The sequence below is a fragment of the Stappia stellulata genome, assembly GCF_020176715.1.
GTDB lineage: Bacteria > Pseudomonadota > Alphaproteobacteria > Rhizobiales > Stappiaceae > Stappia.
In genome coordinates this window covers 20,750-34,241 of sequence record NZ_JAIVMF010000003.1, presented here as the reverse complement: position 1 = coordinate 34,241, position 13,492 = coordinate 20,750, and the positions used below count along the sequence as shown (strand labels likewise).

The window sequence follows — 13,492 nt, the reverse complement described above, 5'->3', positions numbered from 1 at the left end:
GCTGCAACGACACCAGGGACTTAGGGACGCATTGTATGGCTGAGAGTTTCAAGAACCATTTGATGGGCATGTCGCTTGCCGCCGCCATGGCGGTCGGTGCAGCGACAGGCGCAGCCGCGCAGACCGTGGAACCTTCGGCGGACACGCCCTGGGTCAAGCTGTGCAACACCGATCCGCAGTCCAACAAGGAAATCTGCATCGTCACGCAGGAACTGCGGACCGATACCGGCCAGTTCCTTGCATCCGTCGCCGTGCGCGAGATTGCAGGCGAGGCGCGCAAGACGCTGCTCGTCGCCGTGCCCCCGGGAATGCTGGTCCAGCCGGGTCTGCGGGTGCAGGTCGACGGTGGCAAGCAGAGCGAAGCGAAATACAGCATCTGCTTCCCGAACGCCTGCTACTCGGAACTCGTTATCGACGATGCCTTCGTCAATTCGATGAAGGCTGGCGGCAATCTGATCCTCACGACGCTCAACCAGCAGGCCAAGCAGGTCCCGTTCCAGATGACCCTGACCGGCTTCACCAAGGTCTATGACGGCGATCCGATCGACGCGGCCGCGCTTCAGCAGAAGCAGCAGCAGCTTCAATCGGAGCTGCAGAAGCGCGCCGAAGAAGCCCGCCAGAAGCTGATCGACAAGCAGAACGAGGCGACCGGCGCGAACTGATCGCAGCCGTTTCGAGCAAAAAGAAAGGCCGCCGGGACATGTGTCCGGCGGCCTTTTTCATTTGTGGTGGTTGGTGCCAGCGGACCAAGGGAGCGTCCGGCCCGTCGCGCGTCAGTGGAGGTCCACGTCGCGCGGCAGATAGGAGCCGTCATCCTGCTGTTCGAAGATCTCGTCCACCTGCGGGTGACGGACCGGCTCGCCGGTCTCGTCGGGAACGAGGTTCTGCTCCGACACATAGGCGACGTATTCGGTCTCCGCGTTTTCCGCGAGCAGGTGATAGAAGGGCTGGTCGCGCGCCGGGCGCACGTCGTCGGGGATCGCCTCCCACCAGTCCTCGGTGTTGGAAAACGTCGGGTCGACGTCGAAGATGATCCCGCGGAAGGGGTACACCCGATGACGCACGACCTGACCGATCATGAATTTCGCGGTTCGCATCTTCATCTTCGTTCAATTGCACATGGCCCTGCGCATACGCTTTTGAACGGCGCATGACAAGCCATCATGCCGGCGCGGGACACGGGCGCGACCACGGCCGGTGGCTGCATGACGGCAATCTGGCGGTCTGGCCCGGCTCACAAACCGTAGAGTTTCGCCAGCTCCGGATCCTTGGCGGCGACGATGCGTGCAAGATCGACGATCACCTTTGCCTGCTTCCAGGTCGCGTCGTCCTGCATCTTGCCGTCGATCATCACCGCACCGGTGCCGTCGGGCATTGCCTCCAGAATGCGCAGCGCGAAGGCGACCTCCTTCGGCTCGGGGCTGAAGACCCGCTTGGCGATGTCGATCTGGCTCGGATGAAGCGACCAGGCGCCGGCGCAGCCCATCAGGAAGGCGTTGCGGAACTGGGCCTCGCAGGCGGCGGCATCGGAGAAATCCCCGAAGGGTCCGTAGAAGGCCTTGATGCCGGCCGACATGCAGGCGTCCACCATCTTCGCCACCGTGTAGTGCCACAGGTCCTGCTGATAGGCGGTGCGCGCGGTTTCGCCGGCGTCGTCCGACAGGACCGCATAGTCGGGATGCCCGCCGCCGACCCGGGTGGTCTTCATCGCCCGCGAGGCGGCGAGATCCGCCGGACCGAGGCTCATGCCATGCATGCGCGGGCTCGCCGTGGCGATCGCATCGACGTTCTTCACGCCCTCGGCCGTTTCCAGGATGGCATGGACCATGATCGGTCGGGTGACGCCGGCGCGGGCTTCGAGCTGCGCGAGCAACTGGTCGATGTAGTGAATGTCCCAGGGGCCTTCGACCTTGGGAAGCATGACGACGTCCAGCTTGTCGCCGACCTGCGTGACGATCTCGATCAGGTCGTCGAGCACCCAGGGGCTGTTGAGGCAGTTGATGCGCGTCCACAGTCCTGTGGTGCCGAAATCATTGTCGCGGGCCATCTTGATGAAGCCCTGGCGCGCCGCCGTCTTCTGGTCCGCCGGGATCGCATCCTCCAGATTGCCGAGGACGACATCCACCTTCGAGATCAGATCCGGCACCTTTGCGCGCATCTTTTCGACATGGGGCGGCACGAAATGGATCATGCGCTCCAACTGCACGGGCAGGTCGCGCAAGGGGGCGGGGGCGCCAATCGCCAACGGTTGGTAGAACGCACGCGGTGTCTTCAAGGGTTCCTCCCGATAAAACAGGTCCGAGGCCGGAGCGTCCGGCCATATTCGTTCCGGGAAGACTATCCGCAAATTGCTGCAGTGCATATAGATCAAAGGATGCGGCAAGGGCGGTGCCCCGGAGGGCTCATCGCCACTTGCGCATGATCCACATCCATTGCTGGGGATGTTCGCGGATCCAGGCTTCGAACAGGTCGTGATAGGCCCGGGTTGCGCGTTCTGCGTCGCTCCTGCGGTCGCCTGTGCGTTCGAACTCCACCACGCGGGCCTCGATGCGGAACCGGCTGTGTGGAAGACGGACGACGCGGCAGGCGATCAGCGGGACCTGTGCGGCGCAGGCGATGGAGGCGGGAAACAGCGTGGCGTAGGCGTCGCGACCGAAAAAGGGAATCACCGCACCGCGCCGGTCCTGGAGGTCGGCAAGCATCGCGATCCGTCCGCCGTTGCGCGCCATCGTCAGAAGACGCCGGGCGGTGTCATGCCCCTTGGGCAGCAGTCCGCCCGGATAGAGCCGCGCCCGCAGGCCGCGCAGGACCGTTTCGGTCCGTTGATTCTTGAGCGCCTTGTAGACCCCGACGGGCTCCCATCCACAGGCAAGGCCTCCCATCGACGCGACTTCCCAGTTGCCGGAGTGCATGGAAACGATCACCGCCCCGCCATCGCCAACGGCCTTTTTGACGTCCTCGACGTCGTAGTCGAAGCGGTCGGGGTCGGCGACGATCCGGTCGAGCTGCAGGGTTTCCGCCGCGATCTGCCCGAGGTTGTCCCACATGGCGCGGGCGATGGCGTCGCGTTGCTCCGGCGACAGGTCGGGGAGGGCGCGTTCGAGATTGTCGAGTGCGCGCCGATGGCGCTTGTTGAAGGGAGCGAGCATCCGCCAGGCCTTGCCCATCAGCCTCGCCGCGGTCGTGACCGACAGCAGGCGGAAAATCGCCAGCACCGCCGACAGGCCCGCCCATTCGGCGCCATGGCGCAGCCGCAACACCCACGGCAGGCGGGCGTCGCCGCCGCCGTCGCTTGCGTTTCCCGATTGCCGCGTTGCCGTCATCTTGCGCGCAAAAGCCTCTTATCCCTGGCGGCCGTGTGCCGCCGTTGACCCGCATTCGGGAACCCGTTAGGCCTGCGGTGATTAACCAAGCGCCGGGACGAAGGCAACATTGGCGCTCTTTCGACGCCCGCCCGGTCCGCTGGAGACCCCGATGGAAAACGTAATTTCTCTGGCGCTGCCGTTCTTCGGCCTGATCTTTCTGGGCATAGCCGCGGGCAAATTGAAGAAGATTCCGGCCGAAGGCCTGGCATGGATGCAGTTCTTCATCATCTATATCGCGCTTCCGGCGCTGTTTTTCCGCCTGCTCGCCAAGACGCCGATCGAGGAACTCACCAACATCGGCTATGTGGCGGCCACGACTTTTGCCACCTATTGCGCCTTTGCGGTGGCCTTTTGCGTCGGGGTGTTTGCCTCGCGCGGCAATATTCCCGAAGCGACGATCCAGGCGCTCGCCGGGTCCTATTCCAACATCGGCTACATGGGCCCGGGCCTGACGCTTGCCGTGCTCGGGCCGGCGGCCGCCGTCCCGACTGCTCTGGTCTTTTGTTTCGACAACATCCTTCTGTTCACGCTCGCACCCTTGATGATGGCGATCGGAGGCACGGAGAACGAACCGCCGCTCACAACCGCCCTGACCGTGTTGCGGCGGATCTTCACCCATCCCTTCATTCTCGCGACCATCGCCGGCGTACTGGCTGCGGCGGTCGAATTCCAGCCGCCGCAGGCCATCGACACCCTGCTGACCTTCCTCAGCAATGCGGCCGCGCCCTGTGCGCTGTTCGCCATGGGCGTCACCGTGGCGCTGCAACCGCTTGGGCGCACGCCGCTCGAGCTGCCGGTCGTGCTGCTGGTCAAGCTGGTGATTCACCCGATCATCGTCTTGCTGCTGCTGAACTGGGTCGGCGGATTCGATCCGGCCTGGGTCGCAACCGCGGTGCTGATGGCGTGCCTGCCGCCGGCGGCTAATGTTTTCGTCATCGCACAGCAGTACAATGTCTATGTCCAGCGGGCTTCGAGCGCGATCCTGATCGGCACCATCGCTTCTACCGTCACCGTGTCCGCCTTCATCTATCTGATCACCGAAGGGCTTCTGCCGCTCAACTGAATGAGGTTCGGCCATGAACGATCAACCGCTCTCGGGCCTCACAGTGATCGATTTCAGCACGTTGCTGCCGGGGCCCCTGGCCACGCTGATGCTCGCGGAAGCTGGCGCCACCGTCATCAAGATCGAGCGCCCCGGCGGGGAGGATATGCGGTTCTTTCCGCCGAGGTCGGGCAACGTCGGCACGCTCTACGCCATGCTCAACCGTGGAAAGCAGTGTCTGGAACTCGATCTCAAGTCGGCGGAGGCCCGGGAGAAGATCCTCGAGCTCACCGACACGGCCGATATCGTGGTCGAACAGTTTCGCCCCGGAGTGATGGAGCGTCTCGGTCTCGGTGCGGAGGAGCTATGCGCACGCAATCCGCGGCTGATCCATTGCTCGATCACCGGCTTCGGGCAGTCCGGACCGCGCGCGAGGGACGCCGGCCACGACGTAAACTACATGGCGCTGACGGGCCTGCTTGCGCTGTCCTGCGGAACGCCCGAACAGCCCGTCCTGCCGCCGGCACAGCTTGCCGATATCGGCGGCGGCAGCTTTCCGGCGGTGATCAACATCCTGCTCGCGCTTCTCAAGCGGGACCGGACGGGGCAGGGCTGCCGTCTCGATATTGCCATGTGCGATGCGATGTTCACCTTCGCGCTTTTCGCGCAGGCCCAGCTCACCGCGCTCGGTCGCGCGCCGGCGAATGGCGCGGATCTCCTGACCGGGGCCTCGCCCCGCTACCGGCTGTATCCCGCGGCCGACGGCCACCTGATCGCCGTCGGCGCGCTGGAGGACAAGTTCTGGAACCTGCTGTGCGAGGCGGTGGAACTGCCCGCGGCCCTGAGGGATGACAAGGCCGACCCGGAGGGGTGCGCCCGGGCGCTGGCCGAGCGGTTCGCCAGCCGGACGATCGCGGAATGGGCGCCGCTGCTCGCCAGGGCGGATTGCTGCGCGACACCGCTTGCCACGCTGGAGGACGCGTTTCGCGATCCGCATTTCCTGGAGCGCGGGCTGTTCGATGCCACTGTGGAGGCGGACGGATCGAAAATCCCGGCCACGGTCGTCCCTATCGACCGCGCCTTTCGTGGCGGAGCGCAGACTACCTGAGGGTCAGGCCGCGCATCAGCCGGGGGCGCGCCATCACCGGCGCAATCCCCTCGCGCATCATCAGCTTGCGCAGCGGAGAAATCCGGCCGGCGAGATAAAGCCCGACGCTGCGCAGCGCCTGAACCGGCAAAAGGTCGCTCAGGAGCGAGCGGTTGAGCAGGTCGACCGCGGTCGTGCGGGTGGCAATGTCCGGGCGCCGGGCGCGCTCATAGGCCTGGAGCACGGCACCCGAGCCGATGTCCTCGCCGCGCTTTTGCGCCGCGACCAGCACCTCGCCAAGGGCGGCGACATCGCGCAGGCCGAGATTGAGACCCTGCGCGCCGATGGGCGGAAACACATGCGCGGCCTCGCCGACGAGGGCGCAGCGGTTGGCCGCGACGGTGCGTGCCGTCAATCCGCCGAGCGGGTAGATCTGCCGCTTGCCGACAATGCTCATCTTGCCAAGCACCGAGGCAGCGCGGCGTTCCAGCTCGCGGGCCAGCGCCTCGTCGTCGAGCGCCGCGAGATGGTTCGCATCCTCGGGCGAGACCACGCAGACGAGCGAGGACTTGCGGCCCTTCAGCGGCACCAGCGTGAAGGGACCGGACGGCGTGTGGAATTCCGTGGAGTGATTGTGGTGCGGAACCCCGTGTTCCAGCGTCAGAACCAGCGCCGACTGCGGATAGCGCCAGTCCTTGACCGCAATTCCGGCGGCCGCGCGTACCATGGAATTGCGCCCGTCCGCGCCAATCGCGATGCGCGCGATAACCGTCTCGCCGGCGTCGGTGGTCAGCTCCGCACGATCCGCCATCGGGGTAAGGGAGGACAGCTTCGCCTCGATGCGCAGCAGTTCAGGCGTCTCGGCGCAGGCCTTGGCGAGCTCGCGGTTCAGGTCGCGGTTCTCGATGTTGTAGCCGAAGGCGGGAAGGTCGAGTTCGGAGGCGTCGAACACCACTTCGGGCGCGCGGATCAGCCGGCCGGTGCCGTCGACGATGCGCATGTGGCGAAGGGCCGCCGTATGCGCCTCGATGGCGTCCCACAGGTCGAGCGTGCGCAACATTTCCACCGACGAATCGAGCAGGGCGGTCGTGCGGTCGTCATCCGTCATTGCCGCGGGCGCGATCAGCGCGGTGCTGAAGCCGTGGCGCGCCAAGAGCAGCGCCATCGCCATGCCGGACGGACCGGCGCCGACGACGGCGACATCCACCTGCGTCGGTGTTGCGGGCGTGTCTGCCTTGGCAGCGCGAGCGCGTTTGGCCATGAGGATCTCCGTGCCGGGGTCGACTGTTGACGACAAGATGACGCGCGCGGAGGATTTTGCAAGATTGCCCCGCGCGCATATGGTCGCATCCGTAGGCGTTCGTATCCGCATCCGCCGACCACGATGATAAAGCACGCGGGAACGATGCTCCCGGCGCATGCGCCGCGCGGGACCACGAATGGAGCTTGCCGCCCAAGATGACGGTGCACCTGGAAAAGTCCGAACAGCCGCCGCACCCGTTGCGTTTGCTCGCCCGGCGCCCGCGCCTTGCCGTCTTCCTGGCGGTCGGTCTGGCGGCGGCTGCCGGCTGGATCTATCTCGCCGCCATGGTTGCCGACATGGTGCCGGCCATGGACATGGGCGAACTCGGGCCGGGCATGGCGCTGTTCAACAGTTTCAACATCTTCGCCGGCCTGTCCGCCGAGGCGCGCGCTGCGCTGGCGGTCATCTGTCTTCCCGAGGGCACCTCGACCTTCGGCATGCCGTCTTCCGAAATCTGGAGCCTGTCCGACGCGGCGCTCGTCTTCGTCATGTGGGTCATGATGGCGCTGGCGATGATGTTGCCGAGTGCCGCGCCGATGATCGCGTCTTACGCGGAACTGCCGCAGCCGATGACGGGCAGCACCGGGCGAACGGCGCCTGTTGTCGTCCTCGCGCTCGGGTATCTTTCCGTCTGGGTCGGCTACGGCGCGCTGGCGACGCTGGCGCAAGGGGCGCTGACGGCGGCGCGGATGATGTCGCCGATGATGTCGCCGGCGACGCTTGTCCTGGCCGGAACGACGTTGATCGCGGCCGGCATCTATCAGTTCACGCCGGCCAAGCTTGCCTGCCTACTGCGCTGCCAGCGCCCGATTCCCTTCTTCATGGACCGCCGGCCGGCCTCCTATGCCGAGGTCTATCGCCTCGGCATCGTCCAGGGGCTGCTGTGTCTTGGCTGTTGCTGGGCGCTGATGACGGTGATGTTCGCGGTCGGCATCATGAATGTCATCTGGATCGCGGTGCTCGGCTTCCTGATGGCGCTGGAAAAGACGGTGCATCGCCTCTGGATTCCGCGCGCCATCGGGGTTTTCCTGATCCTCTGGGGGGCATTCGTGCTTGCCCTGTCGGACGCCGGACAGGCGTTGCTGACAGGGTAAAGCCGTTCTTCAGCCACTTTGAACCGGTCGTTTTCTGCAAAATGCAGCTGTTCGGTTGCAGTTCTCGCAAGTTGAAGGCATACGAAAGGCTTGGGGGCGACAAGACGCCCGCGCCGGTTTATCTCCGGCATGACACGAGGCGATGCCTGTGGCGAAAGGCAAATTGGCGGATCCGGAGACGGGCGTGACGGAGCGGCTGAAGAGCGCGCACCCGCTGTTTCTGATTCATGTTCTGACCGCGCTCGGCGCGCCGGTCGCCCTGCTGGCGTTGCTTGCCGGGGCGCAGGGCGACTGGGCGATGCTGTTCGTCTGGCTCGGGGTCGCGCTGGTGATCGACGGGATCGACGGTCCGTTGGCGCGCCGTTTCGACATCGCCAACCGCATGCCGCAATGGTCCGGCGCCGCGCTCGACTTCGTCATCGACTATGCGACCTATGTGTTTCTTCCCGCCTTCGCGCTGGCCGGCAGCGGCATGGTCTCCTCGCCGTGGAACTGGATCTGCGGCGGCCTGATCGTCTTCACCGGAGCGCTTTATTTCGCCGACAACGGCATGAAGCAGCCGGACGGGTCGTTCAAGGGCTTCCCGACCGGCTGGAACATGGCGGTTTTCGGCCTGATGGTCCTGTCCTCCTCCGAGGTCTTCACCATCATCAGCGTCATCGCGCTGTGCGCGCTGACCTTCGCGCCAATCCGCTTCGTGCATCCGGTCAGGGTCGCCCGCTGGCGCCCGCTGACGCTCTTCGTGACCTTGCTGTGGTTCATTGGTGCCGGGCTCGCCATCGCCAACGGTCTGTCGGCGGAAGGCCTCGCCAAGTGGCTGCTGGCCGGCTCCAGCATCTACCTTCTGCTGGTTTCTGCCGTTCAGCAGCTTCTCGACGCGCTGCGCTGACGCGCGTCCGGCCGGGGTTGGCAGGACGCCGGGTTTCTGCGATCACCGGACGGTCGGCCGTGCGCGGCCCTGGCCAACCTGCGATCCGTGAGGCGTTTCCATGATCGAGCTTCTGTCCGACCCGGCCGTATGGGCGAGCCTTCTCACCCTGACGGTGATGGAAATCGTTCTCGGCATCGACAACATCATCTTCATCTCGGTCATCGTCGCCCGGCTCGAGCCGAAAACCGCGAAGCGCGCCCGCCAGATCGGCCTTGCGCTTGCGCTGATCTTCCGCATCGCGCTTCTCTCCGTGCTGACCCTGCTGATCGGCCTGACTGCGCCGGTGTTCACCGTCGTCGGCGAGGCGATTTCCTGGCGCGATCTCATCCTGCTCGCCGGCGGTCTCTTCCTGCTGGTCAAGGCCACCCACGAGATCCACAAGGGGATCGAGGGCGCGCATGATGAAACCGGAACGGCCGTTGCCGCCGGTTTCGGCGCGGTGATCGCCCAGATCATCGTCATCGACATGGTGTTTTCGGTCGATTCCATCGTCACCGCCATCGGCATGGCCGAACATATCGAGGTGATGGTCGCCGCGGTGGTGATCGCGATGATCGCGATGTATGTCGCGTCCGGTCCGATTTCCGACTTTGTGCAGAAGCACCCGACGACCAAGATGCTGGCGCTCGCCTTCCTGCTGCTGATCGGCGTTGCGCTGATCGCCGACGGTCTGGGTTTTCATATTCCGCGCGGCTACATCTATTTCGCCATGGCGTTTTCGGCCGGGGTGGAGGTCATCAACATCCTCGCCGCCGCCAGGCGGAAGGCTAAACGTCAGGCGGCCTCCGGCGGGTAACCGCGCGGGTCAGCGCTCCGGCGGGGTCCAGTCGCTGTCCTGCCGCCGTTTGCTTGCCGCGCGAAGCGCCAGACCGAGCGCGACGCCAACGCCAATCGCAACCGTCAGGTCGACCAAAACGGTCAGCGCCAGCGTGAGCACAAGCAGCAGACGGTCGGAGGGCGGCGCTTTCGCGTAGTCGCCCCAGCGGTGCGGCTCGCTCATGTTCCAGGCTGTCACCATCAGCAGGGCTGCAAGGGCGGGCATGGCGAGATAGCCGGCCATCGGTGCTGCCAGCAGCATGACGGCCAGGATCACGAGCGCATGGACGATGCCGGCAACGGGCGTGCGGCCGCCGGCCTTGATGTTCGTCGCCGTGCGGGCAATTGCCCCGGTGGCGGGAAGCCCGCCGAAGAGCGCCGAAGCGATATTGGCCGTCCCTTGCGCGGTCAGTTCCGCGTTCGGGCGGTGGCGGCCTTCGATCATCCTGTCGGCGACCATCGCAGACAGCAGCGATTCCACCCCGGCGAGGAAGGCGATAACGAAAGCGGACGGCAGCAATTCCGCAATCCGTTCGAAGGAAATCGCCGGAAGCGCGGGGAGGGGCAGGCTTGAGGGCAGGGCGCCGAACCGCGATCCCAGCGTCTCGACCGGCAGCGTGAACAGCACCACCAGCCCGGATGCGACGCCGACGGCGACGATGAGACCGGGAAAGCGCGGGGCAAGGCGGCGCAGACCGACAATCAGCGCGACGGCGACCAGCGCCACGCCCAGCGCCGAGGGGGCGAAGGTGTCGCGCGCGGCCCAGAGCGCGGACAGCCGCTCCAAGAACTCCGCCGGAGCGTCGCGCAGGGTCATTCCGAGAAAATCGGGAAGCTGGCTGAAGGCGATGACGATGGCGATGCCGATGGTGAAACCGTTGATCACGGCTTCCGGTACATGGGCGATGAGATTGCCGGCGCGAAAATAGCCGGCCACCAGCAGGATGAACCCCGCCATGAAGGTGGCGAGCACCAGTCCGTCGTAGCCGTGGGTGGCGAGGATCGAATGCACCACGACGATGAAGGCGCCGGTCGGCCCGCCGATCTGGACCCGACTGCCGCCGAGCAGCGAAATCAGGAAACCGGCGACAATCGCGGTCACCAGGCCTTTTTCCGGGGAGGCGCCGGAGGCGATGGCAATCGCCAGGCTCAACGGCAGGGCCACCATGGCCACCGTCGCACCGGCCAGAAGGTCGGCGAAAAACAGCGGCAAACTGTAGGTTTTGAGTGTGGTGAGGATCTTCGGCTGGCGCATGCACTATCGCTTAGCACCGCGATGCCGTTTTGCGCCAGCGCGAGGCGGTGTGTCATTGGAGCGCAATGGCGAAACCGGCGGGGCTTGCCCGATGTCTGCGCGCGCCCCATGATCGGGCCAACAGGTCATTTCCCAGGGAGAGAGACAAAAATGGTTCACGCGATCAGGGTGCATGAAACGGGCGGTCCGGACGTGATGAAATGGGAGGAGGTCGAGGTCGGCGCTCCCGGCGCCGGCGAGGCGCGCGTTCGTCACACCGCCATCGGGCTGAATTTCATCGACACTTATTTTCGCTCCGGCCTTTATCCGGCGCCTGCGGGCACGCCGTTTACCCCCGGCAACGAGGGAGCCGGCGTCGTCACGGCGGTGGGCGAGGGCGTGACCCACGTGGCACCGGGCGATCGCGTCGCCTATGTCGGCCCGCTTGGCTCCTATGCGGAGGAGCGGCTGGTGCCTGCCGACCGTCTCGTGGTGATCCCCGAGGGCGTCGACGACAAGACCGCCGCCGGCATGATGCTAAAGGGCATGACCGCGCGCTACCTGCTGCGCAAGACCTACACTGTGACTCCGGAGACCACGCTGCTGTTTCATGCGGCGGCCGGCGGCGTCGGCCTGATCGCCGGCCAATGGGCGGCCAAGATCGGCGCGACCGCGATCGGCACGGTCGGCTCGGCGGAAAAGGCTGAGCTCGCCAAGGCCAATGGCTACAAGCATGTGATCAACTACCGAACGGAAAACTTCGTCGAGCGGGTGCGCGAGATCACCGACGGCAAGCTCTGCGACGTCGTCTATGATTCGGTCGGAAAGGACACCTATCCCGGTTCCCTCGATTGCCTGCGCCCCTTGGGACTGTGGGCGTCCTTCGGCCAGTCGTCGGGACCGATCACCGATTTCAATCTCGGCCTGCTCGGTCCGAAGGGCTCGCTGTTTGCAACGCGCCCGACGCTCTTCACCTATATCGCCTCGCGGGCCGATCTGGAGGAGACTGCCAACGATCTCTTCGAGGTGGTGCGCTCGGGCGACGTGACAATCCAGGTCAATCAGGAGTACGCGCTGAAAGACGCCATCACCGCGCATGAGGACCTGCAGGGCCGCAAGACGACCGGCACCACCGTGCTCGTCCCCTGACGACGCCGGTTTGCGGCGCGGGGATGCCCCGGGCCGCGCAAGCAGCGGCGGGGGACGCGGTCAATGGACAGGTCACGGCATCTCTACGGGCCGGCCTTGCGGTATTTCGCGGCCGTTGCCCAGGCGGGGTCGATCCGCGCGGCGGCTCGCGAGCTCAATGTCGCCTCCAGCGCCGTCAACCGGCAGGTGCTCTGGCTTGAAAAGACGTTGGGACACGCGCTGTTCGACCGGCTGGCGCGCGGGGTTCGGCTGACACCGGCGGGAGAAATCCTGCGGGCGCACGTCTTGCGAACGCTGTCGGACTTCTCGGCCACAGCCGGCGAACTGGACGCCCTCACGGGCATGCGCAGCGGCGCGGTCAGCATCGCCAGCGTGGAAAGCGTGTCGGAAACACTGCTGCCGGCCGTGGTGACGGCGTTTCGCAAGCGCTATCCGGGCATCCACGTGTCGGTCCGCATCGCCGGTTCCGACGAGGTTGCCGAAGCGGTAATCGCAGGACGGACCGAGGTCGGCTTTTCCTTCGAGCCACCGGAGGATCCGCGCCTGAGCGCCGCCTTCCGGCGCGACCTCGCCATCGGCGCCGTGATGGCGCCGGGGCATCCGCTGGCACGGCGGCTGCCGCTATATCTGGCGGACTGCCTGGCACATCCGTTCTGCCTGCCGACGCGCGACCTGTCCCTGCGCAAGCTCATCGACTCGGCGCTGCCTGCCGACGGCCTTGTGGGGCGCGCCTTCGTTGAGGCGAATTCGCTGAGGATGATGAAGCGGCTCGCAGCGGCGGGCGAGACCGTGAGTTTCCAGACCATCATCGGTCTGGAGCGGGAGGTTGGCGACGGCGAACTGGTTTTTGTTCCGCTGGCCGATACGGCGCTGAGCCGGGACCGTTTCACCATGCTCACATCCTCGCATCGAGGGCTGAGCCACGCAGCGCAGGCGTTTTTCGAACATTCGGTGTCCGCAGTGGGTGATCGGCTTTCTCAAATCGATGCCGATACGGCATCATAGAGATCGCGAATCTGTTCTGGTCCGCAGGGTTTGGGTCGTGCACTCTTTCAAGGCATGAACAATTGATGGTCATCATCGACCCGATGGCCGAAGACGGGATAGACTGATGGGACGGCTGACGACACATGTTCTGGACACGGCGCTCGGGCGCCCGGCAAGCGGGCTTGCGCTTTCCTTGTGGCGGCTGGACGACAGCGGCGACTTCCGGAAACTCGTGGATGCGGTGACCAACGACGACGGCAGGGTCGACGGTCCGATCCTGGGCGATGCGGATTTCCGGCCCGGCGTCTACGAACTGCGCTTCGAGGCGGGCGCCTATCTGCGCGCAACGGTCGAGGACCTGCCGGAACCGCTGTTCCTGGACGTAATTCCGCTCAGGTTCGGCATTTCCGATCCCGACGCGCATTATCATGTGCCCCTGCTGTTGTCGCCATTCGGCTATTCGACCTACCGCGGGAGCTGATTT

14 protein-coding genes are annotated in these 13,492 nt (G+C 65.5%); 9 read left to right on the top strand and 5 right to left on the bottom strand.

The features are described 5' to 3' along the window. Positions 1–35 precede the first annotated feature (35 nt). Complete coding sequence (locus tag LC092_RS04890) at positions 36–662, top strand: invasion associated locus B family protein (protein ID WP_224805323.1); 627 nt, start codon at positions 36–38, stop codon at positions 660–662. Positions 663–773: 111 nt separating this feature from the next. On the opposite strand, the gene hspQ is transcribed toward LC092_RS04890, so the two are convergent. From hspQ to LC092_RS04875, 3 genes are all read right to left on the bottom strand, one after another. Further along, the gene (gene hspQ, locus LC092_RS04885) at positions 774–1,097 is read right to left on the bottom strand and encodes a heat shock protein HspQ (protein WP_224805322.1); all 324 of its coding nucleotides are present in this window, start codon (positions 1,095–1,097) and stop codon (positions 774–776) included. A 137-nt stretch (positions 1,098–1,234) separates the two neighbouring features. Then, entirely contained in the window at positions 1,235–2,275 is a 1,041-nt protein-coding gene (locus tag LC092_RS04880; RefSeq protein WP_224805321.1) for an HpcH/HpaI aldolase/citrate lyase family protein, read from the bottom strand. A 127-nt stretch (positions 2,276–2,402) separates the two neighbouring features. Further along, entirely contained in the window at positions 2,403–3,323 is a 921-nt protein-coding gene (locus LC092_RS04875; RefSeq protein ID WP_224805320.1) for a lysophospholipid acyltransferase family protein, read from the bottom strand. A 151-nt stretch (positions 3,324–3,474) separates the two neighbouring features. Between LC092_RS04875 and LC092_RS04870 the strand changes: the two genes are divergently transcribed. Further along, positions 3,475–4,428, top strand: a complete 954-nt coding sequence (locus tag LC092_RS04870; protein WP_224805319.1) for an AEC family transporter — start codon at positions 3,475–3,477, stop codon at positions 4,426–4,428. A gap of 13 nt (positions 4,429–4,441) precedes the next feature. Next, positions 4,442–5,515 carry a CaiB/BaiF CoA transferase family protein gene (locus tag LC092_RS04865; protein ID WP_224805318.1) on the top strand — a complete coding sequence of 358 codons (1,074 nt, stop codon included), beginning with the start codon at positions 4,442–4,444 and terminating at the stop codon, positions 5,513–5,515. Here the strand turns inward: LC092_RS04865 and LC092_RS04860 are convergent. After that, on the bottom strand, positions 5,508–6,755 hold the full coding sequence (locus LC092_RS04860; protein ID WP_224805317.1) for a UbiH/UbiF family hydroxylase: 1,248 nt from the start codon (positions 6,753–6,755) through the stop codon (positions 5,508–5,510). The two genes, LC092_RS04865 and LC092_RS04860, sit on opposite strands and share 8 nt — an antisense overlap. A gap of 197 nt (positions 6,756–6,952) precedes the next feature. Between LC092_RS04860 and LC092_RS04855 the strand changes: the two genes are divergently transcribed. The 3 genes from LC092_RS04855 (at position 6,953) to LC092_RS04845 (ending at position 9,618) form a co-directional block, all read left to right on the top strand. After that, positions 6,953–7,891: a DUF2182 domain-containing protein gene (locus LC092_RS04855; protein ID WP_224805316.1), complete on the top strand. Its 939-nt coding sequence runs from the start codon at positions 6,953–6,955 to the stop codon at positions 7,889–7,891. 148 nt (positions 7,892–8,039) lie between these two features. Further along, positions 8,040–8,780, top strand: coding sequence for a CDP-alcohol phosphatidyltransferase family protein (locus LC092_RS04850; RefSeq protein WP_224805315.1), 741 nt, complete (start codon positions 8,040–8,042; stop codon positions 8,778–8,780). Between the two features lie 100 nt (positions 8,781–8,880). Further along, entirely contained in the window at positions 8,881–9,618 is a 738-nt protein-coding gene (locus tag LC092_RS04845) for a TerC family protein (protein WP_224805314.1), read from the top strand. 9 nt (positions 9,619–9,627) lie between these two features. On the opposite strand, the gene LC092_RS04840 is transcribed toward LC092_RS04845, so the two are convergent. After that, complete coding sequence (locus LC092_RS04840; RefSeq protein WP_224805313.1) at positions 9,628–10,893, bottom strand: SulP family inorganic anion transporter; 1,266 nt, start codon at positions 10,891–10,893, stop codon at positions 9,628–9,630. 150 nt (positions 10,894–11,043) lie between these two features. Here LC092_RS04840 and LC092_RS04835 point away from each other — a divergent pair, with 150 nt between their 5' ends. The 3 genes from LC092_RS04835 to uraH all read left to right on the top strand — a co-directional run bounded on the left by LC092_RS04835 (position 11,044) and on the right by uraH (position 13,489). Further along, a complete protein-coding gene (locus tag LC092_RS04835; RefSeq protein ID WP_224805312.1) occupies positions 11,044–12,021 on the top strand; it encodes a quinone oxidoreductase family protein in 978 nt (325 codons plus the stop codon). 63 nt (positions 12,022–12,084) lie between these two features. Beyond that, positions 12,085–13,026: a LysR family transcriptional regulator gene (locus tag LC092_RS04830; RefSeq protein ID WP_224805311.1), complete on the top strand. Its 942-nt coding sequence runs from the start codon at positions 12,085–12,087 to the stop codon at positions 13,024–13,026. A gap of 106 nt (positions 13,027–13,132) precedes the next feature. Beyond that, a complete protein-coding gene (gene uraH, locus LC092_RS04825) occupies positions 13,133–13,489 on the top strand; it encodes a hydroxyisourate hydrolase (protein ID WP_224805310.1) in 357 nt (118 codons plus the stop codon). Positions 13,490–13,492: the final 3 nt, after the last annotated feature.